This is a genomic window from Streptomyces sp. NA04227, from assembly GCF_013364195.1.
Taxonomy (GTDB): Bacteria; Actinomycetota; Actinomycetes; order Streptomycetales; family Streptomycetaceae; genus Streptomyces.
Genome location: NZ_CP054918.1, coordinates 2,615,980 through 2,640,647 on the forward strand (window position 1 = coordinate 2,615,980; position 24,668 = coordinate 2,640,647).

A 24,668-nucleotide genomic window follows, 5' to 3' on the forward strand; every position below is an offset into this window, starting at 1 on the left:
AGGAATAATCGCTCTCGCACACAGCGTCCTCGCTGTGTTTTCTTCAAAGGAACCTCGCCCCAGCTAATGCTGGAGACGGGGTATCAACATATCTGGCGTTGACTTTTGGCACGCTGTTGAGTTCTCAAGGAACGGACGCTTCCTTTGTACTCACCCAAGCTTTTCTCTCGGGCTTTCCTCCGGGCGCTTCCCTTCGGTGTTCCAGACTCTACCAGACCGTTTTCCCGTCCCGTTACCGGTCCGAATTTCGATCCAGTGGCCTCTGGAAGGCCTTTGCCTATTCGCTCGCCTTGCGGCTCCCTTTCGGCTGAACCGACTTTATCAGAGGTTTTCCACCGGATTGACCGGGAGAGAGTGTCTGACAAATCGGAGAAGCTCCGTTGGAACTGAATCCGTGGAGCGATAGATGTTCTCAATGTACCGATGAGTGAGCGCCATCACGCTCTGCTCTAGGCAACTGTTCAAATCTACCTCCTCGCACCACCCGTGTCAACGGTTGCTGCGAGGTGTAGAGGACATTAGCAGCTCTGGACCGGCCGACGCACATCAGGCGGCCAGTGGCACGCTCGCGCTTCGTTCCGAGGCCTCCACGTCACCCGTCTCGCCCCGCCGTACCGCCCTGCGCCCCAGGCCGTACACGTAGAGGAGGAAGACAGCCTCGGCGACGACCCCGATGGTGATGCGGGCCCAGGTGGGCAGGCCGGACGGAGTCACGAAGCCCTCGATGGCGCCCGAGACGAAGAGCACCAGGGCGAGGCCGATGGCCATGCCCAGCGCGGAACGGCCCTCTTCGGCCAGGGCGGCGCGGCGGGTGCGGGGGCCCGGGTCGATGACGGTCCAGCCGAGCCGCAGCCCGGTACCGGCGGCGACGAAGACGGCCGTGAGTTCGAGGAGGCCGTGCGGGAGGACCAGGCCGAGGAAGGTGTCCAGGCGTCCGGCCGAGGACATCAGACCGATGCCGACGCCGAGGTTGAGCATGTTCTGGAAGAGGATCCAGATCACCGGCAGGCACAGGAAGGCGCCGAGGACCAGGCACATGGCGGCGGCCTGGGCGTTGTTCGTCCAGACCTGGGCGGCGAAGGAGGTCGCGGGGTGGCTGGAATAGTAGGTCTCGTATTCGCCGCCGGGCCGGGTCATCTGGCGCAGTTCGTCCGGTGCCCCGATCGTCGCCTGTACCTCGGGGTGCGTACCGATCCACCAGCCCAGCAGCGCCGCGACAGCGGTGGAGAGCAGTGCGGTGGGCACCCACCAGTGGCGGCTGCGGTACACGGCGGCGGGAAAACCCTCGAGCAGGAAGCGGGTCACATCGCGCCACGAGGCGCGGCGGGTTCCGGTGACCGTGCTGCGGGCCCGTGCCACGAGCTGGGTCAGTCGGCCGGTGAGCTGGGGGTCGTGGGCGCTGGACTGGATCAGGGAGAGATGGGTGGCGGCCCGTTGGTAGAGGACGACGAGTTCGTCGGCCTCGGCTCCGGTGAGGCGTCGGCGGCGGCGCAGCAGCGCGTCGAGCCGGTCCCACTCCGGTCGGTGGGCGGCGACGAAGACGTCGAGGTCCATCGGCTGCTGCTCCTCGGGCTGCGTGCGGCGCTGTGCGGCTCAGCTTGGCAGACTGGCGGTACGAGGGGCAGGGCAGGGCGGAGGAGGGTGGGGGCATGACGGAGTTCGTGACGGGTGAGGCGGTCGCGCTGGAGTTGCGGCCGGCACGGTTGCCGAGCCGTGCGCTGGCGGTGCTGCTCGATCTGGTGGTCGTCCTCACGGCGTTCGCGCTCGTACTCGCGGGGCTCGCCGCGGCCACGGCCTCGCTGGACGAGGCCGCGCAGGCCGCGATAGCGGTGGCGGCGTTTCTGCTGCTGCTCGTGGGGGTGCCGATAGCGGTGGAGACGTTGAGCCACGGGCGTTCGCTCGGGAAGCTCGCGTTCGGGCTGCGGGTGGTGCGGGACGACGGCGGGCCGATCCGGTTCCGGCATGCGCTGGTGCGCGGGGCGATGGGGATGGTCGAGATCCTCATGACGATGGGCGTGGTGGCCTGTATCGCCTCGTTCGTCTCGGCGCGGGGGCGGCGGCTGGGCGATGTATTCGCGGGCACGCTGGTGGTAAGGGAGCGGATTCCGGCCGCGCGGGCCGGTTTCGTACCTCCTCCGCCGCCGCAGGTGGCCGGGATGTTCGCGGGGCTCGATCTGTCGGGTGTGCCGGACTCCGTGTGGCTGGGGGTGCGCCAGTATCTGGGGCGTATGAACCAGCTCGACCGGCAGATCAGTTGGTCGATGGCCACACGGCTGGCCGGTGAGCTGGCCGCCCGGACGAGTGCCTCGGTGCCGCACGGCATGCCGCCCGCCATGTTCCTGGCGTCGGTACTCCAGGAACGTCAGGCCAGGGACGCGCAGCGGGCGTTCGGCGGTTTCGCGGGGCCGCAGGGATTCGCGCCCGGGCCGCAGCCGTACGGATCAGGCCCACAGCCGTACGGTCCAGGTCCGCAGCCTTACGGGCCGACTCCGACGTACGGGTCGGCTCCGGCGTACGGTCCGCCGACCATCACTCAGCCCCCGGCCGGTCCACCTTCCACCGGCCCTTCCCCTTCCCCTTCCCCGTTCCCGGCCGCGTCGTCCCCTTCCCCGGCCGCGTCCGCGCCTCCGGCGACGTCCCCGGCCTCGGCCCCGTCCCCATCCCCGGACGGCGAACAGCCGCCTCCTCCCTCCACCGGGTTCGCCCCTCCCTCTTGAGAGGGGGCGTACGCCCCCTCAGCCGAAGGAAGACGGCGGCGACTCCAGGTCCTCCAGCTCGATTCCGGGGGCGGCGAGGACCACGTCGCCGGTGAGGTGGACGGTCTGTTGTTCGCCGGTGTCCAGGGCTGTGACCTGGTAGGTGTCCACGGTCAGGGGGCCGCTGTCAGAGGCGTGTGCTTCGCTCGTGAGCAGGGCCCAGGACTGGTCGAGAGTACGAGGGGCGAGCACGGGATCCGTGAGGGCGACGAGCCGGACACGGGTCGCGGGAGCGCCCGGAGTGAGTTTCAGCAGGCGTGCGGTGGCGATGAGGAACGCCGGTGAGGTGCCGGTGAAGGCGTGGGCGGGTGCGTTGCCCTCGGTGGCGTGGGTGCCGGTGGGATCGGTGCGCACCCAGGTCACGCCGTCGATGGCGGCGCCCCTCACCTGCCACTGGGACGCGTGCAGTTCGAGGCGGATGGGGCGTCCGAGGGCGTCCAGGGCCAGGTCGACGGAGCCGGTGTCGGTGCCGTCGGGTCCGGTGCGCCGGGCGACGTAGCGCCAGCCGGAGGGTCCGGGGGCGCAGTGGAAGTGTTCCTCGCCGAGGGGGGTGTGATCGTGGGTGTCGTACAGGGAGTAGCGGCCGCGGGGCATGGCGTGCGGGTCCTTGTCGGCTGGTTCGGCCGGTGCGCGGCCTTGCTGGGTGCTGCGGCTCCCGGGCGGGCGGGTGCCCGCGGGGGCGCCGGGACGAGGGCAGGCCCCCGCCGAAGGTGGCGAGGGCCTGCACAGGGCCGTCCGCCGGACCCGGGGCTGTCGGGTCCGGTGGGGCGGTCAGTAGCGGTAGTGGTCCGACTTGTACGGACCCTCGACCTCGACGCCGATGTACGAGGCCTGCTCGGGACGGAGCGTGGTGAGCTTGACCCCGAGGGCGGCCAGGTGGAGGCGGGCGACCTTCTCGTCGAGGTGCTTGGGCAGCACGTAGACGTCGGTCGGGTACTCGTCGGGCTTGGTGAACAGCTCGATCTGGGCCAGGGTCTGGTCCGCGAAGCTGTTGGACATCACGAACGAGGGGTGGCCGGTCGCGTTGCCCAGGTTGAGCAGGCGGCCCTCGGACAGCAGGATGATCTTCTTGCCGTCCTTGAAGGTCCAGGTGTGGACCTGCGGCTTGATCTCGTCCTTGACGATGCCCTCGATCTTGGCGAGGCCGGCCATGTCGATCTCGTTGTCGAAGTGGCCGATGTTGCCCACGATGGCCTGGTGCTTCATCTTGGCCATGTCGGCGGCCATGATGATGTCCTTGTTGCCGGTCGTGGTGATGAAGATGTCGGCGGTCTCGACGACGTCCTCGAGCGTGGTCACCTGGTAGCCGTCCATCGCCGCCTGGAGGGCGCAGATGGGGTCGATCTCGGTGATGATCACGCGGGCGCCCTGGCCGCGGAGCGACTCGGCGCAGCCCTTGCCGACGTCGCCGTAGCCGCAGACGACGGCGGTCTTGCCGCCGATGAGGGTGTCGGTGGCGCGGTTGATGCCGTCGACGAGGGAGTGGCGGCAGCCGTACTTGTTGTCGAACTTCGACTTGGTGACGGCGTCGTTGACGTTGATCGCGGGGAACAGCAGGTCCCCGTCGCGGTGCATCTCGTACAGGCGGTGGACGCCGGTGGTGGTCTCCTCGGTCACGCCGCGGATCTCCGAGGCGAGCTCGGTCCACTTCTGCGGCGTCTCGGCCACGGTGCGGGTGAGCAGTTCGAGGATGACGCGGTGCTCGTCGCTCTCGGCGGTGTCGGGCGAGGGGACCTTGCCGTCCTTCTCGTACTCGACGCCCTTGTGCACGAGGAGGGTGGCGTCACCACCGTCGTCGAGGATCATGTTCGGGCCGCCGGTGGCCGTGCCGGGCCAGGTCAGCGCCTGCTCCGTGCACCACCAGTACTCCTCGAGCGTCTCGCCCTTCCAGGCGAAGACGGGCACGCCCTGCGGGTTGTCGGCGGTGCCGTTCGGGCCGACCGCGACGGCGGCGGCGGCGTGGTCCTGGGTGGAGAAGATGTTGCAGGAGGCCCAGCGGACCTGGGCGCCGAGGGCGACCAGGGTCTCGATCAGTACGGCGGTCTGCACGGTCATGTGCAGGGAGCCGGTGACACGGGCGCCCTTCAGGGGCTGGGTGGCGGCGTACTCCTCGCGGATCGCCATCAGGCCGGGCATCTCGTGCTCGGCGAGGCTGATCTCCTTGCGGCCGAAGTCTGCCAGGGCAAGGTCGGCGACCTTGAAGTCCTGTCGGTTGTCGACAGTCGTCATGTCGAGCTGCTCCTCGTGATGGGTCGAGGGTGGGTACGGCTGGCTGAGCGGCGGCGGACACAGGCAGAGCTGTGGCCGGGCGCACGCAAAGCAGTCCGTCGGAGGCCCTCTCTCCCTCGGCCGGCCCGCACTGCGGGTCGCCCGACCGCCATCAGCAGCGACGTCTGGCTCTGGTCACGAATCTACACCGATCGCCCCAGCCGTCATCAGCCCGCCCCGGGAATTCGTGCCCCTCCGACGGCCGCGGGAGCGCGGAAAGTGGCGCCATTTCCGGCATTCCGTCGTATCGGCTCCGGGCCGGGCGGCCGAGGGTCAGTGCCCCGGGTCGCCGTCGGCCGGACCGCCCGGGCCGGCCTTGGGGTCGGTGCCCGCGGCGGCGCGGGTCTCGCTGTAGATGTCCGGCTCCAGGTAGATCACGCGGGCGATGGGGACGTCGGTGCGGATGCGGGCCTCGGCGGCGTCGATGGCCTGGGCGACCTGGTCGGCGGTGTCGCTGCCGCGGACCGCGATCTTGGCGGCGACGAGGAGTTCCTCGGGGCCGAGGTGCAGCGTGCGCATGTGGATGATGCCGGTGACCGTCTCGCCGTCGACGACCGCCTTCTCGATCTTGTCGACGTCTTCGGTGCCCGCGGCCTCGCCGAGGAGCAGCGACTTGGTCTCGGCGGCGAGGATGATCGCGATGGCGATGAGCAGGACACCGATGCACAGCGTGCCGATGCCGTCCCAGACGCCGTCGCCGGTGGCGAGGGCGAGGCTGACGCCGCCGAGCGCGAGGATCAGACCGACCAGGGCGCCGAGGTCCTCCAGGAGGACGACGGGCAGCTCGGGCGCCTTGGCCCGGCGGACGAACTGGGTCCACGTGAGCTTGCCGCGCAGCGCGTTGGACTCCTTGATGGCGGTACGGAAGGAGAAGGTCTCGGCGATGATCGCGAAGACCAGGACGCCGACCGGCCAGTACCAGTGGTCGATGTCGTGCGGGTGCTTGATCTTCTCGTAGCCCTCGTAGATCGCGAACATGCCGCCGACCGAGAACAGCACGATGGAGACGAGGAAGGCGTAGATGTAGCGCTCGCGGCCGTAGCCGAAGGGGTGTTTGGGGGTCGCCTCGCGTTGGGCCTTCTTGCCGCCGAGCAGCAGCAGGCCCTGGTTGCCGGAGTCGGCGAGCGAGTGCACGGACTCCGCGAGCATCGAGGACGATCCACTGAAGACGAACGCCACGAACTTCGCCACCGCGATGGCGAGGTTGGCCGCGAGCGCCGCCACGATCGCCTTGGTGCCGCCTGAAGCACTCATGTGTTCCCGAAGTCCCTTCGTACGTGACGCACTTCGCCGGTGCCCCGCGAGTGGGGCTGCCGCGCCGTGCCTGTCGCCGTTCCGGAATTTTGCCCGGCCTTTGCGGTGGGCCATTGTTGCAGCCCCGGCACCCGGGTGGGTTCAGGCCACCCGGGTTAACCGGAACGTAAGGGCTCAGGCGACGACGGTGGCCCGGAAAAGTGTGCCGGTTCCGGACACTTCGGCGCTCTCCCCGGCGGTCACGAAGAGCGACTCGCCCGGGACGAGGGTTTCTTCGCCGACCTGTACGCGCCCGGCGGTGCACAGCAGGATCTGCGGCAGCGGGGCGCTCAGGTCACGGGCGGCGCCGCTCTCGGGCAGCACGTAGCGGGAGAGCCGGAACTCGTCGATCGGGGTCTCGTAGACCTCGGCGCCGTCGGTACCGGCCTCGGGCCGCAGAACGCCCGCGTCGCCGGACTCGAAGCGCACGATACGCAGCAGTTCGGGGACGTCGACGTGCTTGGGGGTGAGGCCGCAGCGCAGGACGTTGTCCGAGTTGGCCATGATCTCGACGCCGAGGCCCTCGATGTAGGCGTGCGGGATGCCCGCGCCCAGGTAGAGGGCCTCGCCGGGCTGGAGCGTGACGTGGTTGAGCAGCATGCCCGCGAGGACGCCCGGGTCGCCCGGGAAGTGGTGGGCGAGGGTGGCGTAGGGCGCGTAGGCACCGCCGAGGCGCTCGGCGGCGGCCGCGGCCTCGGCGACGGTGGCCGCCATCTCCTCGGGGTCGGCGCTCAGCAGTGCCGTGAGCACCTCGCGCAGCGCGGCCTCTTCGGGGTGCGCGTGCAGCAGGTCGACGTAGGGCTTGAGGGAGTCGACGCCGAGCCCGGCGATCAGGTCGGCGGCGGCGACCGGGTGCTGGAATCCGCACAGCCCCTCGAACGGCGTGAGCGCGCAGATCAGTTCGGGCTTGTGGTTGGCGTCCTTGTAGTTGCGGTGCGGGGCGTCGAGGGGCACGCCGCGCCGCTCCTCCTCGGCGAAGCCTTCCTGGGCCTGGCCGAGGTCGGGGTGGACCTGGAGGGAGAGCGGGGCTCCGGCGGCGAGGACCTTCAGGAGGAAGGGCAGCCGGGGCCCGAACTTGGCGACGGCGGCGGAGCCCAGGGCGGCCTCGGGGTCGGCGTCGATGACCTCGTTGAGCGGCCCGCGCGCGGTGCGCGAGGGGGCTCCGGGGTGGGCGCCCATCCACATCTCCGCCTGCGGCTCTCCGGTCGGCTCCACGCCGAGCAGCTCGGGCAGGGCGGTGGCCGAACCCCAGGCGTAGGGGCGGACGGTGTTCGCGAGACGGTACATGGGGGGCTCTTTCTCTTCACGAGGTTCGGACGGCCCGGCCCCGGGGCTCGGCGCCCACGGGCCGCGGGCCTCGGACGTCCTGCCCACGGGGTGCCGACGGCACGCCTTGCGTCACCGCCCGGAGGGTCTGACGGCGGCGCTCGCGCACCGGCCCGTGACGCCGTCGCGCTCCGGGACCCCGGTCCTGGGGACCGCGGGGCGGTGCCTGCGGCCCGCCGGGTGGTGTCAAGATCAGACCCCCGAGGCGAGCGCCAGGTAAACGGCGGCGAAATCGGTGATGGCGATCAGTTCCGCGAGGCGTTCCAGTTCGCCGCCCTCGCCGGGTTCGAGTTCGCTGATCGCGGTGTCGTGGCCGAGGGCGAGTTCGCGGGCGGCGGGGGCCGCGCTCAGGCCGCCGGGCAGCGAGTCGCGCAGCAGCACCACGCGGGCCCGCAGCGCCTGGGCCTCCTCGACCCGGTCACGGAAGAAGTCGTCCGGGTCGCCCCCGGCGGCGAGCGCCCCGGTGAGCAGGGCGCCGTGCGCGGGCAGGGCCTCGGGCAGTTCGGAGGTGAGGGCGGGGCGGCCCGCGAGTTCGGCGAGCGCCCCGGCGAAGCGGCGCCCGGCCGGGCCCGCGCACAGGCCCTCGGTCCAGATCAGCGGGAGGGCGTCGGCGAGTTCGGCGGCCAAGCTCTTGGCCGGGTTGTGGTACGTGGCGATCGCGGGCCCGCAGCGCTGGGCGGTCTGGTCGAGCCGGTCGGCGACCTTGGCGAGTTCCTCGGCGGGCGCGGTGATCAGACCGGTCCGGTCGAGCAGTGCGAGCAGCGGGGTGAGCAGGGCCCACAGCGCGCCGGGCGCGGAGGCAGCGCCGACCTCTTCCTCCTCGTACGGCGCGGTGGCCATCGGCACCGCGAGGCCGTGCACCGTTTCGACGGCCTCGGTCAGCGGTGAGCCGTGCGGGGCGACCGCGACGACGCTGCAGCCGCGCCGGTAGGCCTGGTCGGCGAGGACGGCGAGTCCGGGTTCGGTGCCGTCGGGGGTGGCGATGAGCAGGACGTCGACGGGGCCCGCCCAGCCGGGCAGCGCCCAGCGCAGGGCGCCCGGCGCCGGGGCGACGCCGGTGGCGTGCAGTCTGGTGACCGGGCAGCCCACGCCCGCGAGGCGGCCGAGCAGGTCGGCGGCGCAGATCGCGGCGGCGCCCGGGCCCGCGATGAGTACGGCGCGCGGCCGTCCCTCGGGTTGCAGCTCGGCGATGCCCGCCTCGGCGGCGTGCCGCAGCGCGGTACGCACCCGCGCCCCGGCCTCGGCCGCTCCGCGCAACAGCCCGCGCCGGTCGGCACGGGCGAGCGCCTCGGGATCCTCAAGGAGGGTTTCGTCCAGCATGACGGGGCCTTCCTCGGCCGTCCGCGTCCCCGATTCGCACCCCCGGTCCGGTGGTCCGCCGCGGCTGCTGCTGTGCCTCGGCGGCCCGGTCCGCCCGGTGCGTCCTGGGCTCGCGCTTCCTCGGCCGTGCGTAGTGGGCCGTGCGGTGCGGGCCTCGTGTGGCGGTCTCGTTGCGGGCCTTGGGTACGTACGACGTGCGTACGGCGTATGTACCGGCGGCGGGCGTGCCCCTGGACGGGACGTCGCGCGAAAGGACGCCCTAGGCGGGGCGGCGGGCCTCGTCGACCAGGAGTACGGGGATGCCGTCGCGGACCGGGTAGGCGAGCGCGCAGTCCTTGCCCGTGCAGACCAGTTCGCCGTCCTGCTCTTCGAGCGCGGAGTGGCAGGCCGGGCAGGCGAGGATCTCCAGGAGGCCGGCTTCCAGCGGCATGGGGTGTCCCTTCGGAGGAGCAGCACTGAGGCCACACGGGTGCGGCCTGGTCAGAGTACCGCTGTGGGCCCTTGTGCGCCGGGCCAGCCCGCCGTCACGGAGGGGCGGGCTCGGGTGCTTTCGCCGCCGCCGGGCGCGGCCGCTGTTCGCGGCCTCGCCGGTGGGGAGCCGAACCGATGGGGAGCCGGGGCGATGGAGGACAGGCCGGTGGAGGACAGGCCGGTGGAAGTCGTCCCCACCGGCCCGCCCCGTGTACTCAGCCCCGGACGAGCGCGAGCACCTCGTCGCGCACCTTCGCCAGGGTGGCCTCGTCGCGGGCCTCGACGTTCAGGCGCAGCAGCGGCTCGGTGTTGGAGGCGCGCAGGTTGAACCACCAGTCCTCGGCGGTGACGGTGAGTCCGTCGAGCTCGTCGAGGGTGAGGCCCTCGCGGCCCTCGTACGCGGACTTCACGGCGGCGGCGCTGGCGGCCTGGTCGGCGACGGTGGAGTTGATCTCGCCGGAGCCCGCGTAGCGGTCGTACTGCGCCACCAGCGCGGACAGCGGCTCGTCCTGGCCGCCGAGCGCGGCGAGGACGTGCAGGGCGGCGAGCATGCCGGTGTCGGCGTTCCAGAAGTCGCGGAAGTAGTAGTGCGCGGAGTGCTCGCCGCCGAAGATCGCGCCGGTACGGGCCATCTCGGCCTTGATGAACGAGTGGCCGACCCGGGTGCGCACCGGGGTGCCGCCGCACTCGCGCACCACCTCGGGCACCGACCAGGAGGTGATCAGGTTGTGGATGACGGTGCCGGTGCCGCCGTTCCTGGCGAGTTCGCGGGCGGCGACGAGCGCGGTCACCGCGGAGGGCGAGACGGGGTCGCCGTTCTGGTCGACGACGAAGCAGCGGTCGGCGTCGCCGTCGAAGGCGAGGCCGAGGTCGGCGCGCTCGGCGCGCACCCGCTCCTGGAGGTCGACGATGTTCTTCGGGTCGAGCGGGTTGGCCTCGTGGTTCGGGAAGGTGCCGTCGAGCTCGAAGTACATCGGCACCAGCTCGATCGGCAGGCCCTCGAAGACGGTGGGCACGGTGTGGCCGCCCATGCCGTTGCCCGCGTCGACGACGACCTTGACCTTGTCGCCGCCGGTCCGCTGCCCGGCCGCCGGGGGCCGGATGCCGGAGAGGTCGACCAGCGAGCGCAGGTGCGCCGCGTAGTCGGTGAGGGTCTCGCGGCGGGTGACGGTGCCCGGCTTCTCGACCGGCTCGGGGGCGCCCGAGGCGAGCCAGCCCTCCACCAGTTCGCGGATCTCGGCGAGCCCGGTGTCCTGGCCGACCGGCGCGGCACCGGCCCGGCACATCTTGATGCCGTTGTACTGCGCCGGGTTGTGCGAGGCGGTGAACATGGCGCCCGGCAGGTTCAGCGCGCCCGAGGCGTAGTAGAGCTGGTCCGTCGAGCAGAGGCCGATCTCGGTGACGTCGGCGCCCCGGCCGGCGGCACCGCGGGCGAAGGCCCCGGACAGGCCGGGCGAGGACGGCCGCATGTCGTGGCCCGTGACGATCGCGTCGGCGCCGGTCACCTGGACGAAGGCCGCGCCGAAGAGTTCGGCGAGTGGCTCGTCCCACTGATCCGGAACCACCCCGCGTACGTCGTACGCCTTCACGATCTGCGAAAGATCAGCAGCCACGGCCGAGCCCTTCTGGAGTTCCTGTGGTCACGGCCAAACTACCCGTTTCCGTTCCGGGACCCCTGTTGGCCTGTGGACAACTCCCGTTGCGGGCAGTTCGGCCTGGCACCGGACAAAGCACCGCATGTAAGGCGACACAAATACGGTCAACTCACCCATACGTTCCCTGTGTTCACTGTCGCGTAAGCGCAACGCCGGGAAAAGTACCCGGCCAGGAAACGGATCCGAGCGCCAAACGTACGCAACTGGAAACGTTCCGGAGGCTGTTGAGGGGGTGCTGGGCGGTGCTGCCGGAGGGCTGGGCGCGGTTGTACTGCCCGGCGCCACCGTCCGCCCGGTGCCGGTCGCGTCGACCATGCCCACCGGATACGGAAGCCGTGGACGAACAGCCGGTGGAGGCACGGCAGTTGACGACACGGCCGCCGAGGGGGGTGCGCGGTAGGAGGGGCGGACTGGCCGCCGGTTCAGGAGTCCGGAGAGCGCAGTACGCGGAGGTGGCCACGGCGGGCGACCTCCATCGGGTCGGCGGTGCGGCCGCCGCCCGCCTCCGCGGCGCGCTCCTGTGGGCGCGCCGCCTCGCGTACGGCGTTGGCGAGGGCTTCGAGATCGTCACCGCTCGGCCGGGTCGGCGCGGAGGCATCCGCGAGGCGGACGACCTCCCAGCCGCGGGGGGCGGTCAGCCGTTCCGAGTGCTCGGCGCACAGGTCGTAGCAGTGGGGTTCGGCGTAGGTGGCGAGCGGACCGAGGACGGCCGTCGAGTCCGCGTAGACGTACGTCAGCGTCGCTACGGCGGGACGGCCGCAAGCGGTGCGCGAACAGCGACGTACAGGGCTCACGACGTTGGACGGTACCGCACTCCTGAGCGGGCCGCGACGACTCTCCCCGAGCTCACTCCACCGTGTCGTCGTGCGTGTGTGCCACCTTTCGCGGCCCCGGCCACCGCACCCACCTGGCGCTACCAGGACATGTCACCACCACGACCGAGCGAGACCGGTCATCAAGGGGGCGGGTTCTTGCCAATCGGCTCGCCCGCGACGGGCAGGACCGATACCGGATCGAGCCCAAGAGCGACTGGAACGGTCGGGATGCGACAAGGGCCCGCGGCATACGGTCGCGCCGTACCGGAGGGTGCGGGCAGGGCACCGGCGGCTGTTCCGGCGGCGTACACCGTGATGTCGGCAGCTCACGCCCGCGGGGACTACGCTTCGTCGGTGATGGACAACCCCGTACCGCCGCCCCCGTCCGAGCCGCGGCCTCGCCGTCGCGACCGTCACGGCAGAGGCATGCGCGGCCCCGTCGCGCCGCCGCAGGTGCCGCTGTCGGCGCCGCGCGCGCAGGTCTTCGCCGATCTCGTACAGGATTCCGTGGAGCGCCTGGAGCGGCGCTGGCCGCAGCTCGCGGAGGTCGAGTTCCTGGTGGTCGAGGTGCCGCGTCTGGACCGGGAGGCCGACGGGCTCGACGGGCAGTCGGTGCCGCTGGGCGGCATCGTCCCGGCCCGCGAGGGGCGGCCCGGGCGGATCGTCGTCTACCGGCGGCCCGTGGAGATCCGTACCAAGAGTCGCGAGGAGCGCGCCGAGCTGGTGCACGAGGTCGTCGTGGAGCAGGTCGCCGAACTCCTCGGCCTTACCCCGGAGACCGTCGACCCGCGCTACGGCGAGGACTGAGAACTCCGAGGGCGCCGGGTCCGGTTCCGGCCGCGCGGCAAGGCGCACGACCGGAACCGTCTGCCGCTACGTCACCGTCGCCAGGGACCGGTCACCGCGAAGGTCGTGCCCGGGTTGTAGACGTTCACGTACATGGTGTCGCCGTCCGGGGCGAAGGTGACTCCGGCGAGCTCGCCCCACTCCGGCTCGTCGTCGGTGCCGAGGTTCTGGCGGTTGCGGGCCATGGGGTACACCTCGCCGCGCCGGGTGAGGCCGTAGACGTGCTGGGCGCCGTCGCCGTCCTCGCAGATCATCAGGCCGCCGCCGGACGCCAGGCAGATGTTGTCCGGGGACTCGCCGGGCAGTTGGATGTCGGTGTCCGGGCCGAAGACGATCACCAGGGTGAGCCTGCGCGCCTCGGGGTCGTACCGCCAGACCTGCCCGAAGTGGTCGGCCCCCGAACCGTCCTCGCTGCGGGCGAAGGACGAGACGAAGTAGACGCAACTCCCGCCCCAGTAACAGCCCTCCAGCTTCTGGGCGTGGGTGATGCCGCCCGCGCCGAAGTCCTGGAACCGGATCGGGGTGGACTTGGCCAGCGGGTCGGGGACGTCGATCCACTCGATGTGCTCGAAGACGGTGCCGGTCTCCTGGACGGTGGACAGGTCCGGCACCCCGGGCACCCGCATCGCCTGGAGGCGGCCGCCCGCGCGCAGCGAACCACGCCCGCCCTCGGGCCGGTTGGGCAGGAAACGGTAGAAGAGGCCGAAGGGCTTCTCGAAGGCGTCCTCGGTCTCGTAGACGATGCCGCGCCGGGGGTCGACCGCGATCGCCTCGTGCTGGAAGCGGCCCATGTCGGTCAGCGGTACGGCGCCCGAGCCGTGCGGGTCGGCGGGGTCGACCTCGAAGATGAAGCCGTGGTCCTTGGTGTAGCCGTTGGTGCCGGCCTTGTCCTCGGTCTCCTCGCAGGTCAGCCAGGTGCCCCAAGGGGTGGGCCCGCCCGCGCAGTTGACCGCGGTGCCCGCGATGGCGACGCGTTCGTCGAGGACCTTTCCGTCCCGGCCGAGCGTCAGCGCGGTGCAGCCGCCCTTGCCCGCGGGGTCGTAGGTGAGGCCGTCGACGGTCGGGACCTGGATCTTGGCATCGGCGCGGTTCTCGTGGTTGCGCACGAGGTGAACGCGGCCGCGCGCGCCCTGAAGGGCCGTCATGCCGTCGCAGTTGCTGGGCACCTTGCCCTCGCCGGAGCGCAGCCGGTCGCCCTCGCGGGACAGCACCCGATAGCGGAAACCTTCCGGCAGGTCGAGCAACCCCTTGGGGTCGGGGACGAGCGGGCCGTAACCGCCGCGCCCCTGCGGCTGGGCGAGGGCGGTACCCGCGAAGAGTTCACCGAGGCTCCCGGTGAAGGCGAGCGCGGCGCCCACCGCGCCGGTGCGGGCAAGCACCTGACGGCGGCTCGCACCGGCCGGGGCGGGAGAATTCACGGTCTCGGCGGGCTCGGGCGGCTGCGAAGACGTCGATGACGTACGGGACATGGGAAAACCTCCTGTTGGCGGACAGGAAATGACATGGAGATAACGCCCGTGTGTATCACGCCGCTGGTCCCACGGGAACCGGACGCGACATCCCGCCCCTGACGTACCGCCAGTCACACCCGGGGTGTCCCCCGAGCGCCGCAGTCCGGCGCCCGCCGCCGTTCACGGCCTTCACGGGAGACGCGCCCGTCCCCGTACTCCCGTCTCGATCCGGGGCAGACGGCGGTCTCAGTCCCGCGGCCGCCCCTGCACCACCGACAGGTCCTCCGCCGCCTCCGGTACCGACACCGTGCCCCGGTCGTCGGACAGGGTCTGCACGGTGAACATCGGGACGCCGTCCTCGGGGGCCTCGTACATCCGGGAGGCGTAGACGGCGCCGCCGGACACACGCTCCACGGTCAGGGCGTACGTGCCCTTCAGGCCCTCGGGCCGCGGCGGGGTCACCGCGAGGGTGCTGCCCCGCTTGACCGTGTAGACCTCGCTCGCCGAGGTGCCGCCCTCGCTGCCCGCCGAGGCGGTCACCCTGACCTTGGCGCCCTCGCCCGGCGCGACCAGCGACAGGCTGGTGCCCTTGGCGTGGTTCCCGGCCACCGAGGCACGGTCACCGACCGCCGGGCTCGCCGGGATGAACGCCGTCTCCTGCTTTCCGCCGTTGCCACGGACGATCCGTACCGCCGCGACCACCGGGACGGAGTCGTCCGTGGGTTCGAGCAGCAGCGAGCCCGGCTGGCCGCGGGTGATGTCCGGCAGGTCGGTGGAGGCGGTCATGCCCGCCTTGACGTGCAGGGACTCGTGTCCGGCCGGGGTGATCGAGCCGGTGGGTGTGGCCAGGCGGAGCCGCAGGTCGGCGTCGTCCTCGCCGGGCGCGAAGATGACCAGCCGCGCCGAGATGGTGTCCTTGGGCAGACCGGGCAGCACCAGGCTGCCCGCGGGGGCGCCCGCGGCGGGCAGCCAGTCGCCGCCGAGTTCGTCGTCGGCGCTGTGCACTGCCGCGGAGACCCGGCCGCTGCGCACCGCGACATGGGCGGTCACGGTCTCCTCGGCGCTCTCGCTCAGGGTGGAGAGCAGCAGCGGTACCGAACCGTGCGGCGGGACCTGGATGTCCTCGCCCGCCTGGGACTTGAGCTGTCCGTCGGGACCGTAGAGCTCGATGTCCACGATCGCGGCGGAGTCGTCCGGGTTGGTCACATGGACGTAGTCGCTGCGGGACTCGGCGGTACTGACGGCCGGGAACCAGAAGTCGGTGTCCGGCGCCGAGCAGGTGACACCGGAGATGCCGCGGCCGGTGCCCGCCGCCACCTCGGTCGTCTGCTGCACCGTCCAGCCCGGCGCGAGCCGCCCCTCGGCGGTACCGATCAACGCGGGCTCCGAGCCGCCGGAGACCTGGTGCTCCACCGGCTTGCCGGGTTCCTTGACGTCGAGCACGGGCTTCGGCGCGGCGCCACCGTCCCGCGCGGCCTCGCCCTTACGGGAGTCCTCGCGGCGGTCGCCCTTGCCGTCCTCGCTCCGGTCCTTGCCGTCCCCGTCCTTCGGGTCGTCCTTGGCGTCGTCCTTGGAATCGTCTTTCGGACGCTCGTCGTCCTTACCCGTGTCGGCGCCGTCGTCGGCCGACTTCCTTTCGGCGGGGACGAGTTGGGCCCTGCCGCCGTCCTCGGCGCCCTTCACCACAGGGGTGAAGGAGGAGTACGCGGTCTCGGCGAGGTCGGAGTTGCCGGGTGTCGGGCAGAGCAGGCTGCTGCGCTCCACGGGCAGCCGCGCGGGGGCCTCGGCCCGCTCGGCCGACTCCTCGGGAGCCGCGAGCGCGGCCACGCCGGTGAGGACGAGCAGCGCCCCGGTGACCGCGAACAACGGCAGGGGCAGGGACAGGGGCAGGCTCTTGCGGTTCACTGCTGGCTCCCGTCGGAACGCTCACTGTCGTTGCCATGGCCCTCGGGCCCTTGGCCGGGCGACGGCTCGCCACCGGCGGCGCCGCCCGCGCCATAGGCGGTGTCGTACCCCGCGCCGTACCCGGCCCCGGGGTCGTACCGCCCGCCCGCGTACGCGTCCGGCTGGTACGTCTCGGCCTGGTACGCCTCGGCCTGGTACTGCACGCCCTCGTAGCTCTGCTGGTACGTCCCGGTGGCGTACGGGTCCTGCTGTCCGTACTGGCCGTCGTTGGGATACTGCTCCCCGAACTGAGCCTGTCCCGGGTCGAATTGGCCCTGACCGGCTTCGAACTGCCCCTGGCCAGGCTCGAATTGCCCCTGGCTGGACGCGAACTGCCCCTGACTCGCCTCGAATTGGGGCTGGCCCGCCTCGAATTGACCCTGCTGCTCCCCGTACTGCCCCTGGCCGTACGTCCCGTAGTCCTCGACCTGCGGCAACTGCTCGGTTCCGTAGGGCTGTTGGGGCGTGTAGGCGGGCGGCGCCGGGGGCGCGGGCGGTACGGAGCCCGAGGACTGTCCCGGGATCACGGGAGCCTGCGGGGGCGCGGCCGGTGGCTGCGGCGGCATCGCGGGGGCGGGCGGCGGTGTGGCGGGGGCTGAGGGGGCGGGGGCCGTGGGGGCGGCGTGCGCCGAAGTCCCCTGATCCGTCGGGCCGTTGGCGCCTGGTCCGGTTCCGGGGCCTGCGCTCGGGTCGGCGTCCACCGCGAGGTCCGTACCGCCGTGCCCGGCGAAGTCCGTATCGCCGTGCCCGGAAAGGCCCGCGCCCGCAGCCCCGTGCGGAGCTGCTGCCGCGTGCGGGGCCCCTGCCGCGTACGCGGCCGTTCCGGCCTGCGCCTCTCCCCCGGCCCCGCCTCCGGCCTCCGCCTCCGCTTCGGCCTGGGCCCGGAGCCTGCGCGCCCTGCGGCCCTCGCCGGCGACGGCCTGGGCGGGCACCACGGGCTCCTCGGGCAGGTCGTCGTCGACGTCGCGGCGGCGGCCCGGCAGGGCCATGACGACCAGAACGAGGGCGAGGAAGGCCTGGACGAAGAGCCAGCCGGTGTGGCCCGCCGAGTCCTCGTAGGTGACGTCCAAGGTGCCGCCGGTGGCGGGGAGTTCGAAGCCCTGGGCCCAGTCGTCGAGGGTGACCTTGGTCAGCGGGCGGCCGTCGAGCGTGGCCTGCCAGCCCTCGTCGGCGGTGTCGGCGAGCCGAAGGACACGGCCCTCGCCGCCCTTGGGCAGTTCGGTGTGCAGGTCGACGGGGCCCGCGGCGACCGGCAGCGGCTCGCCGGACTTGGGCACCACGACGGCACGGGCGACCTGTCGGTCCACCCGCCACAGGGCGCTGCCGTCCTGCTGGCTGAGGCGGGTCAGGCCGGGGGTGGCGTCAAGGACCCGGCTCATCTCGCGCGGGGCCCCGTCCCGTACCAGGACGTAGCGCACCGCGAACCCGCCGAGCTGGTCGGCCTGGTTGGCGCCGGAGCCAGCGACGAGGTTGGCGACGACCTTGTCGAGGTGGGTGTTGCGGTCGGCGGCGTCGGTGAGTTCGGCGTCGGCCATGCGCGCGCCGGAGCCGCGCAGCAGCGTGTAGGCGACCTCGGCGGGCGAGTCGCTGCCGAGGACGAGGGTGCGGGGCTGGTCGCGGGTACTGCTCTCCTCGGCCACGAAGGCCGGGACCTGTACCGGGTCACGGCGCTCCAGCGGGCCGTCGGCGCCGTCCGTCATCCAGCCGAGCGCGGCGATCAGCGGGCCGAGGGCGGCGGCCAGTGCGATGAGCGCGGCGACCGGCTGGCGCCAGCCGAAGCTCTGCTCGGCGACCCGGCCGCGCGCGCCCTCGGCGCCGAGTACGGCCGCGGCGAGCAGGGCGATGCCGTACACCAGGGTGGCCGGGCCCGCCCAGGCCGAGCGGTTGGCGAGGACCGCGAACAGGAAGCCGGTCAGGGCGACGGCCCAGGCCACGCGGATCGCGAACTGCCGCTCGCCGCGCAGCAGTGCGGCGAGGGCCGCGAGGAGGAAGCCGATCAGGAGCAGTCCGCCGACGGTGCCCGGGCCGCCCGGCGAGGCGCCGAGCAGATCGGTCACCGAGGCCGCGCCCTCGCCGTACTCCAGACCGGCCTCGCGGAAGAAGCCGAACGGGAGCAGCGAGAGCGACCAGGGTGCGAGCACCAGAAGGGGGGAGCCGAGGGCGGCCACGAACCGGGGCCCGTAGGCGCGCAGTTCGGTGCGGCGCAGCACCAGGACGGCGAGGCCCAGGACCAGGGCCACCGGCCAGACGAGCGGGGTGAAGGCGGTGGTGACGGTGAGCAGCAGCGCGTACGCACAGGTCGCGCGCCAGCTGCCGCGGCCGCCGGAGGTCAGTCCGGCGGCGGCGGTGCCCGCGCGGGCGAGCAGCGGCAGCAGGATCGCGAGGACGGCGGTGCCGATGCGGCCGCCCGCGAGCGCGCCGGTGGCGGCGGGCAGGAAGGCGTAGGCGACGGCGCCCCAGGCGCGCAGCAGTCGCGAGCCGACCAGCGGCCGGGACGCGAAGTACGCGCTGAATCCGGCGAGCGGGACGGAGCAGACCAGGAGCACTGTCACGGCGAGCCCGGTGGAGCCGAGGAACGCCGTGGCGAGCAGGGCCACAAGGGCGAGGTAGGGCGGTGCGGTCTGGGTGCCGCCGGTGCCGACCGGATGCCAGCCGTCGGCGTACCGCGACCACTGGTCCGTGGCGTCGCCCGGCGCGGGCAGCATGGCCCCGCCGGTGAGCGCGCCGCTGCCGAGCAGCGAGCGGCAGGCGATCAGCGAGACGAAGAGCAGGACGAAGAAGAGCACCGGACCGGGTTTGCGGGCGATGCGCTTGAGCCGTGCGAACTGTTCGACCTGGACGAAGTCGTCGTCCTCGCCGGGTCCCGACTCGACCGCGCCGCCGTGCCGTCCGGCGGCGAGCACCTCGGGGTCGGAGCGTCCGACGAGGTTGCTCGCGACCTGTTCCACCGTCAGCCGCACGGTGGCGCCGGGCGGCGGGAACAGCGGCCGCAGTTCGCCCTTGTCCAGTACGGAGCCCTGGCGCCTGCGGCGCCCGGCGAGGATGCGCTCGGGCCGCAGCAGTACCGCGAGGAGTCCGGCGATCTCGTCCACCGCCTGGCCGGGCACCTTGCCAACCAGATAGGCGAGGGTGCGCACCAGGGTGCCGAGAACGAGGCGCAGCAGCACCCAGGGCAGTACGGCGCCACGGGAGTTGACGAGCAGGGTGTGGACGGCGCCCGCCTTGTCGACGCGGTGCGGGCTGGCGCCGGAGCGGCCGAAGCGCCCGGGGGTCGTGGCGGTGCGGCCCACGCAGTCGACGGTGCGCCGCTCGCGCGAGGCGGCCTCGGCGTGCCGGACCACGGCGTCGGGAGCGATGAGCACCCGGTGGCCCGCGTCGTGCGCGCGCCAGCACAGGTCGACGTCGTCGCGCATCAGCGGCAGCCTGCGGTCGAAGCCGCCGAGCTGCTCGTAGACGTCGCGCCGGATCAGCATGCCCGCGGTGGACACGGAGAGCACCGGGCGTACGTGGTCGTGCTGGCCCTGGTCCTGTTCGCGGCGGTCCAGGCCGGTCCAGCGGCGGCCGCTGTGGGCGATCGAGACGCCGACTTCGAGCAGTTGCCTGCGGTCGTACCAGCCGCGCAGCTTGGGTCCGACGATCGCGACGTCATTGCCGAGTTCGCGTTCGGCCTCCACCACGCGCAGCAGTTCGGCCAGCGCGTCGGGCTCGGGCGCGCAGTCGTCGTGCAGCAGCCACAACCACTGCTCGGGCTCCCCGTGAGGGAGTTCGGGCATGTCGTAGGCCTCGTCGCGCCAGGTCCGGGTGACCGGGTCCCAGCCGCTGGGGCGCTTGAGGTACGGCAGGTCGTCGGGGGTGAGCGCACCGGCGGTGCGGGCGGCCTCGTCGACGGCGGCGCCGAAGCCGGTGCGCCGGGCCAGGTGCAGGACGCGTTCGTCGCCGAGGGTTTCGCCGACCAGCCGGGCGGAGTCGTCGGCGCTGCCGGTGTCGGCGGCGACGGCGTTCTGTACCGGCCGTTCCTGGCCGAGGAGTCCGGACAGGGCCTCGGGCAGCCATCGGGCGCCGTCGTGCGAGACCAGGACGGCGGTGACCACGTGGCGCGGGAACTCGGGCGCGCGGGTGGGGTCGGACAGCGGCCTGCGGACGGGATCGAGGCCCGCGGAGGCCGGATCGTGATGGGCTGCCGTGTGGCTGTGCGCAAACATCGCGGGACGGGCCCCGGTTCGGTGGACTGCGGTGGACGCCCGGCCCCGCTGGGCGCCGCGCGTACTCGGACGAGGGCCCACACTAACGGCTGCAAAACACCTCGGCCCGCCGCCTGTGGACAACCAGGTGCGACGGGCCGTGCGTTACGACGAGGTGTGTGGCTTTTGGTCAAGGCGGCCGGACTTCGGCCGGGGCGCGCGCCGGGCGCGCGGGCGTCCGCGACGCGAGCCCCCGGCAGCGGCCGGGCCCACGGCGCCGGGCGGGTCAGCGGTGAAGCGGAGGCCCGGGCCGTCTCAGACGGCGGCCTTCTTCAGGCGGCGGCGCTCGCGCTCGGACAGGCCGCCCCAGATGCCGAAGCGTTCGTCGTTGGCGAGCGCGTATTCAAGGCATTCGGAACGGACTTCGCAGGCCAGGCACACCTTTTTGGCCTCCCTGGTGGAGCCGCCCTTCTCGGGGAAGAAGGATTCGGGGTCGGTCTGCGCGCATAGCGCGCGTTCCTGCCAGCCGAGCTCCTCCTCGGCCTCGTCGACCAGCAGTTCCTCAAACAGCTCGGTCATGTGCGCCCCTCGTCCGTCTTTGCGTCCCCGCGATGTCGTCGTTCTGGTCATTTTTCGGCCGAACGACACGAGTGAAATTACAAGTGTGCGGCTCCGAGCGAGTCAAGCCGAGATCTGCTAATGAGCCCGTTATTCACTCTCCGGAACCAGCACAGCACGGTAAGTGTTGATATCCGCCTAAACTCTGACACATCACCCTGGCCGATTTACACCCTTCTCACTCCCGTACGTCCACGCCATCGGCGGAGCCGTACGAGAAGAGAAACGCGCCGGGTACCGGTCACGTTCCGCTGCGTACGCCTGTCCGGACAACCTCCCGCCAGCAGAAGCGGAAGGAGTCGCGGCCGGGCCGTACGACACGCCGGTAGAGCGCCATTTCTCCCCGTGGGCACCGCACAAACCTTTCGGCGGTCACTGCGACCGGATGGGGTGAAACATGTCCCACAAAGCGGGGTGTGAGTTGACACGGAAGGTGTGAGCCGCTGTCCTTGTGGGCATGCTCGCGCCTTCGGCCATCACCCCGACCCGCACCGCCGGGTCCCCTGATGCTGCCCTCACGCGCCACAGCTGTCGCTGTTGCTGTCCCTGCTGTTGAGCCGTCCCGCTCCGGCATCCCACCGCCCACAGTCCCGGGCGGACTCCCGCGCCCGTTAACGGCGCATCCGTGACACTCCCGCATCGGCCGAGGACACCCGTACCCATGAACAGCGACAGCGACCTGCAGATCGCCGGCGACCTGCTCGAAGTGCTCCACCTCCTGCAGCCCGCCCCTGAGCACCCCTCCACGGTGGGCGGCTTCGTGGGTCTCGCGCGCTCGATCGCCGCGGACACCGCGCGGTGGCGGCACTTGGTGCGCTACGACGCCACCACCCGCTGGTACCACCGGCTCAGCACCGGGCCCGGCTACGAGATCTGGCTGCTCTCCTGGGTGCCCGGCCAGCGCAGCGGGCTGCACGACCACGGTGCCTCCAGCGGCGTACTGACCGTCCTGGAAGGGCAGTTGACCGAGCGCACCCCGCGCCGCGACCGGGTGCTCGGCACCGGCGCCCAGCGGGTGTTCGCGCCGGGTTACGTCCACGAGGTCGTCAACGACTCCCTCGAAGGAGCGGTCAGCCTGCACATCTACTTCCCGGGCCTGACCGAGATGCCGATGGTCCCCGCGGACGGCCGCGCCGGTGCCGCGGACCAGGCGCCGCACCACGACGCCGCACCCGCCGCCCGCTGCGCCGCGCACCCCGGGCCGGAGCCCGCGCCGGTCCGCTGAGGCACGTGCCCGCAAGGGACGGCACCCGGCGGCCACGGGCCGTGCTGTCGGTGCGGGCTGACACACTGCACGCATGCGCATTGTGGTTCTGGCAGGCGGCATCGGCGGTGCCCGGTTCCTGCGTGGTCTGAAGAAGGCGGCACCCGAGGCCGAGATCACCGTCATCGGCAACACCGCCGACGACATTCATCTCTTCGGGCTCAAGGTCTGTCCCGACCTCGACACGGTGATGTACACCCTCGGCGGCGGCATCAACGAGGAGCAGGGCTGGGGCCGCTCGGAGGAGACCTTCCGCGTCAAGGAGGAGCTCGCGGCCTACGGCGTGGGCCCCGACTGGTTCGGTCTGGGCGACCGCGACTTCGCCACCCACATCGTGCGTACGCAGATGCTCGGCGCGGGCTTCCCGCTCAGCGCCGTCACCGAGGCGCTCTGCGACCGGTGGCAGCCCGGCGTACGGCTGATCCCGATGACCGACGACCGGGTCGAGACGCATGTGGCCGTCGAACTCGACGGCGAGCGGCGGGCGGTGCACTTCCAGGAGTACTGGGTGCGGCTGCGCGCCTCGAAGCCCGCGCTCGCGGTGGTGCCGGTCGGCGCGGAGCAGGCCAAGCCCGCGCCGGGGGTCCTGGAGGCGCTCGCCGAGGCGGACGTGGTGCTGCTGCCGCCGTCCAACCCGGTCGTCAGCGTGGGCACGATCCTCGCCGTGCCCGGGATCCGCGAGGCCGTCGCGGGAGCGGCGGCGCCGGTGGTCGGTCTGTCGCCGATCGTCGGGGACGCGCCGGTGCGCGGGATGGCCGACAAGGTGCTCGCGGCGGTCGGGGTCGAGTCCAGCGCCGCGGCGGTCGCCGAGCACTACGGACACCGTGGGGCGGCCGCGCCGCAGGGCGACACCGAGGGGCCCGAGAAGGCGGGGCTGCTCGACGGCTGGCTCGTCGACACCGTGGACGCCGGTCTCGTGGAGCGCGTCGAGTCGGCGGGGATCCGCTGCCGCGCCGTACCGCTGCTGATGTCGGACCTGGACGCCACCGCGCGGATGGCCACCGAGGCGCTGGCGCTGGCCGAGGAGGTCCGCGGGTGAACTCCTACCGGGTCTGGGCCCTTTCCGGGATTCCCGAGGTCCGCCCCGGCGACGACCTCGTCAAGCTGATCGCCGCCACCTCACCCGCACTGGTGGACGGCGATGTCCTGCTCGTCACCTCGAAGATCGTCTCCAAGGCCGAGGGCCGCGTCGTCGAGGCGGCGGACCGCGAGGCCGCCATCGACGCCGAGACGGTACGGGTGGTCGCGCGCCGCGGGACGCTGCGGATCGTCGAGAACCGGCAGGGCCTGGTGATGGCCGCGGCCGGGGTCGACGCCTCCAACACCCCCGCGGGCACCGTGCTGCTGCTGCCCGAGGACCCCGACGCCTCCGCCCGCGCCCTGCGCACAGGTCTGCGCGACACCCTCGGCGTGGACGTCGGCGTGATCCTCACCGACACCGTCGGGCGGCCCTGGCGCTCCGGGCTCACCGACGTCGCGATCGGCGCGGCCGGGGTACGCGTCCTGGACGACCTGCGCGGCGGCACCGACGCGCACGGCAACCCGCTCAGCGCCACCGTGGTGGCCACCGCCGACGAACTCGCCGCCGCCGCCGACCTGGTGAAGGGCAAGGCCTCCGGCTGCCCGGTCGCGGTGGTGCGCGGCCTGGGCCACACCGTCGGCGAGACCACGGCGGGCGGCCGTGACCTGGTCCGGCTCGCCCGCGACGACATGTTCCGCCTCGGCACCTCCGAGGCCATCCGCGCGGCGGTCACCCAGCGGCGCACGGTACGGGAGTTCACCGACGAGCCGGTCGACCCCGGCGCCGTCCGCCGCGCGGTCGCCGCCGCCGTCACCGCACCCGCCCCGCACCACACCACGCCCTGGCGCTTCGTCCTCCTGGAGTCCGCCGCCGCGCGCACCCGGCTGCTCGACGCGATGCGGGACGCCTGGATCGCGGACCTGCGCCGCGACGGCAAGAGCGAGGAGTCCATCGCCAAGCGGGTACGCCGCGGCGAGGTGCTGCGCCGGGCCCCGTACCTGGTGGTGCCCTGCCTGGTGACGGACGGCGCGCACCACTACGGCGATCCGCGCCGGGACGCCGCCGAGCGGGAGATGTTCGTGGTGGCGGCCGGTGCGGGCGTGCAGAACCTCCTGGTGACGCTCGCCGCCGAACGGCTCGGCTCCGCCTGGGTCTCCTCGACCATGTTCTGCCGCGAGGTGGTCCGCGAGGTGCTCGAACTCCCCGCGGACTGGGACCCGATGGGTGCCATCGCCGTCGGCCACCCGGCGAGCGACCCGGCGCCGCGGCCGGGCCGGGATCCGGAGGACTTCGTACGGGTGCGGTAGGCAGCCCACCCGCGGACCTCACGCCGCACTTCTCCCCCATCTCCCACTCCGCCCGCCCACCGACCCGAAGGACCGGACCCCAGCCGTGGCAGGACGTTTCGCCCCGCGCAGCACGCCGGGCACCGGTGCGCC

General features: G+C 72.5%; 18 protein-coding genes. 5 read left to right on the forward strand and 13 right to left on the reverse strand.

Annotated features, from left to right (window positions below; all coding sequences use genetic code 11):
- Nucleotides 1-546: 546 nt before the first annotated feature.
- Nucleotides 547-1,554 carry a stage II sporulation protein M gene (locus tag HUT18_RS10975; protein ID WP_176099977.1) on the reverse strand — a complete coding sequence of 336 codons (1,008 nt, stop codon included), beginning with the start codon at nucleotides 1,552-1,554 and terminating at the stop codon, nucleotides 547-549.
- Nucleotides 1,555-1,649: 95 nt separating this feature from the next.
- Here HUT18_RS10975 and HUT18_RS10980 point away from each other — a divergent pair, with 95 nt between their 5' ends.
- Nucleotides 1,650-2,717, forward strand: coding sequence for an RDD family protein (locus tag HUT18_RS10980; RefSeq protein WP_176099979.1), 1,068 nt, complete (start codon nucleotides 1,650-1,652; stop codon nucleotides 2,715-2,717).
- Nucleotides 2,718-2,735: 18 nt separating this feature from the next.
- On the opposite strand, the gene HUT18_RS10985 is transcribed toward HUT18_RS10980, so the two are convergent.
- The 8 genes from HUT18_RS10985 to HUT18_RS11020 all read right to left on the reverse strand — a co-directional run bounded on the left by HUT18_RS10985 (nucleotide 2,736) and on the right by HUT18_RS11020 (nucleotide 11,883).
- A complete protein-coding gene (locus HUT18_RS10985) occupies nucleotides 2,736-3,350 on the reverse strand; it encodes a hypothetical protein (RefSeq protein WP_176099980.1) in 615 nt (204 codons plus the stop codon).
- A gap of 177 nt (nucleotides 3,351-3,527) precedes the next feature.
- On the reverse strand, nucleotides 3,528-4,985 hold the full coding sequence (gene ahcY / locus HUT18_RS10990; RefSeq protein ID WP_176099982.1) for an adenosylhomocysteinase: 1,458 nt from the start codon (nucleotides 4,983-4,985) through the stop codon (nucleotides 3,528-3,530).
- 312 nt (nucleotides 4,986-5,297) lie between these two features.
- Nucleotides 5,298-6,278 carry a cation diffusion facilitator family transporter gene (locus tag HUT18_RS10995; RefSeq protein WP_176099984.1) on the reverse strand — a complete coding sequence of 327 codons (981 nt, stop codon included), beginning with the start codon at nucleotides 6,276-6,278 and terminating at the stop codon, nucleotides 5,298-5,300.
- A gap of 174 nt (nucleotides 6,279-6,452) precedes the next feature.
- Nucleotides 6,453-7,604, reverse strand: a complete 1,152-nt coding sequence (manA, locus tag HUT18_RS11000; RefSeq protein WP_176099986.1) for a mannose-6-phosphate isomerase, class I — start codon at nucleotides 7,602-7,604, stop codon at nucleotides 6,453-6,455.
- Between the two features lie 231 nt (nucleotides 7,605-7,835).
- Entirely contained in the window at nucleotides 7,836-8,963 is a 1,128-nt protein-coding gene (locus tag HUT18_RS11005; RefSeq protein WP_176099988.1) for an SIS domain-containing protein, read from the reverse strand.
- Nucleotides 8,964-9,222: 259 nt separating this feature from the next.
- Nucleotides 9,223-9,393: a Trm112 family protein gene (locus tag HUT18_RS11010; RefSeq protein ID WP_176099990.1), complete on the reverse strand. Its 171-nt coding sequence runs from the start codon at nucleotides 9,391-9,393 to the stop codon at nucleotides 9,223-9,225.
- A 256-nt stretch (nucleotides 9,394-9,649) separates the two neighbouring features.
- The gene (locus tag HUT18_RS11015) at nucleotides 9,650-11,047 is read right to left on the reverse strand and encodes a phosphomannomutase/phosphoglucomutase (protein WP_176099992.1); all 1,398 of its coding nucleotides are present in this window, start codon (nucleotides 11,045-11,047) and stop codon (nucleotides 9,650-9,652) included.
- A gap of 464 nt (nucleotides 11,048-11,511) precedes the next feature.
- On the reverse strand, nucleotides 11,512-11,883 hold the full coding sequence (locus tag HUT18_RS11020) for a DUF3499 domain-containing protein (protein ID WP_176099994.1): 372 nt from the start codon (nucleotides 11,881-11,883) through the stop codon (nucleotides 11,512-11,514).
- A gap of 378 nt (nucleotides 11,884-12,261) precedes the next feature.
- On the opposite strand from HUT18_RS11020, the gene HUT18_RS11025 reads away from it, so the two are divergent.
- Nucleotides 12,262-12,711 carry a metallopeptidase family protein gene (locus HUT18_RS11025; protein WP_176104431.1) on the forward strand — a complete coding sequence of 150 codons (450 nt, stop codon included), beginning with the start codon at nucleotides 12,262-12,264 and terminating at the stop codon, nucleotides 12,709-12,711.
- A 71-nt stretch (nucleotides 12,712-12,782) separates the two neighbouring features.
- Here HUT18_RS11025 and HUT18_RS11030 read toward each other — a convergent pair whose 3' ends face one another.
- The 4 genes from HUT18_RS11030 to HUT18_RS11045 all read right to left on the reverse strand — a co-directional run bounded on the left by HUT18_RS11030 (nucleotide 12,783) and on the right by HUT18_RS11045 (nucleotide 20,905).
- Nucleotides 12,783-14,219, reverse strand: coding sequence for an alkaline phosphatase PhoX (locus tag HUT18_RS11030; RefSeq protein WP_176099996.1), 1,437 nt, complete (start codon nucleotides 14,217-14,219; stop codon nucleotides 12,783-12,785).
- Between the two features lie 228 nt (nucleotides 14,220-14,447).
- Nucleotides 14,448-16,106 (reverse strand): DUF5719 family protein, encoded by a 1,659-nt coding sequence (locus HUT18_RS11035; protein ID WP_254878525.1) that lies wholly within the window; start codon nucleotides 16,104-16,106, stop codon nucleotides 14,448-14,450.
- Nucleotides 16,103-20,347, reverse strand: coding sequence for a glycosyltransferase family 2 protein (locus tag HUT18_RS11040; protein WP_176099998.1), 4,245 nt, complete (start codon nucleotides 20,345-20,347; stop codon nucleotides 16,103-16,105). Before HUT18_RS11040 ends, HUT18_RS11035 begins: the two co-directional genes overlap by 4 nt.
- A gap of 294 nt (nucleotides 20,348-20,641) precedes the next feature.
- On the reverse strand, nucleotides 20,642-20,905 hold the full coding sequence (locus HUT18_RS11045; protein WP_040249407.1) for a WhiB family transcriptional regulator: 264 nt from the start codon (nucleotides 20,903-20,905) through the stop codon (nucleotides 20,642-20,644).
- A gap of 700 nt (nucleotides 20,906-21,605) precedes the next feature.
- Here HUT18_RS11045 and HUT18_RS11050 point away from each other — a divergent pair.
- The 3 genes from HUT18_RS11050 to HUT18_RS11060 all read left to right on the forward strand — a co-directional run bounded on the left by HUT18_RS11050 (nucleotide 21,606) and on the right by HUT18_RS11060 (nucleotide 24,536).
- On the forward strand, nucleotides 21,606-22,169 hold the full coding sequence (locus HUT18_RS11050; protein ID WP_176100000.1) for a cysteine dioxygenase family protein: 564 nt from the start codon (nucleotides 21,606-21,608) through the stop codon (nucleotides 22,167-22,169).
- 73 nt (nucleotides 22,170-22,242) lie between these two features.
- Nucleotides 22,243-23,247, forward strand: a complete 1,005-nt coding sequence (gene cofD / locus HUT18_RS11055) for a 2-phospho-L-lactate transferase (protein ID WP_176100001.1) — start codon at nucleotides 22,243-22,245, stop codon at nucleotides 23,245-23,247.
- A complete protein-coding gene (locus HUT18_RS11060; protein ID WP_176100003.1) occupies nucleotides 23,244-24,536 on the forward strand; it encodes a coenzyme F420-0:L-glutamate ligase in 1,293 nt (430 codons plus the stop codon). The genes cofD and HUT18_RS11060 overlap by 4 nt, the downstream gene beginning before the upstream one ends.
- Nucleotides 24,537-24,668 lie beyond the last annotated feature (132 nt).

Excerpts from the sequence above, each read along its gene's own strand:
- HUT18_RS10975 (WP_176099977.1), bottom strand. The coding sequence starts at position 1,554 with ATGGACCTCGACGTCTTCGTCGCCGCCCACCGACCGGAGTGGGACCGG.
- HUT18_RS11050 (WP_176100000.1), top strand. The coding sequence starts at position 21,606 with ATGAACAGCGACAGCGACCTGCAGATCGCCGGCGACCTGCTCGAAGTG.
- HUT18_RS11045 (WP_040249407.1), bottom strand. The coding sequence starts at position 20,905 with ATGACCGAGCTGTTTGAGGAACTGCTGGTCGACGAGGCCGAGGAGGAG.
- HUT18_RS10995 (WP_176099984.1), bottom strand. The coding sequence starts at position 6,278 with ATGAGTGCTTCAGGCGGCACCAAGGCGATCGTGGCGGCGCTCGCGGCC.
- HUT18_RS11030 (WP_176099996.1), bottom strand. The coding sequence starts at position 14,219 with ATGTCCCGTACGTCATCGACGTCTTCGCAGCCGCCCGAGCCCGCCGAG.
- HUT18_RS11005 (WP_176099988.1), bottom strand. The coding sequence starts at position 8,963 with ATGCTGGACGAAACCCTCCTTGAGGATCCCGAGGCGCTCGCCCGTGCC.
- HUT18_RS11040 (WP_176099998.1), bottom strand. The coding sequence starts at position 20,347 with ATGTTTGCGCACAGCCACACGGCAGCCCATCACGATCCGGCCTCCGCG.
- manA (WP_176099986.1), bottom strand. The coding sequence starts at position 7,604 with ATGTACCGTCTCGCGAACACCGTCCGCCCCTACGCCTGGGGTTCGGCC.
- cofD (WP_176100001.1), top strand. The coding sequence starts at position 22,243 with ATGCGCATTGTGGTTCTGGCAGGCGGCATCGGCGGTGCCCGGTTCCTG.
- HUT18_RS10980 (WP_176099979.1), top strand. The coding sequence starts at position 1,650 with ATGACGGAGTTCGTGACGGGTGAGGCGGTCGCGCTGGAGTTGCGGCCG.
- HUT18_RS11025 (WP_176104431.1), top strand. The coding sequence starts at position 12,262 with ATGGACAACCCCGTACCGCCGCCCCCGTCCGAGCCGCGGCCTCGCCGT.
- HUT18_RS11010 (WP_176099990.1), bottom strand. The coding sequence starts at position 9,393 with ATGCCGCTGGAAGCCGGCCTCCTGGAGATCCTCGCCTGCCCGGCCTGC.
- HUT18_RS10985 (WP_176099980.1), bottom strand. The coding sequence starts at position 3,350 with ATGCCCCGCGGCCGCTACTCCCTGTACGACACCCACGATCACACCCCC.
- ahcY (WP_176099982.1), bottom strand. The coding sequence starts at position 4,985 with ATGACGACTGTCGACAACCGACAGGACTTCAAGGTCGCCGACCTTGCC.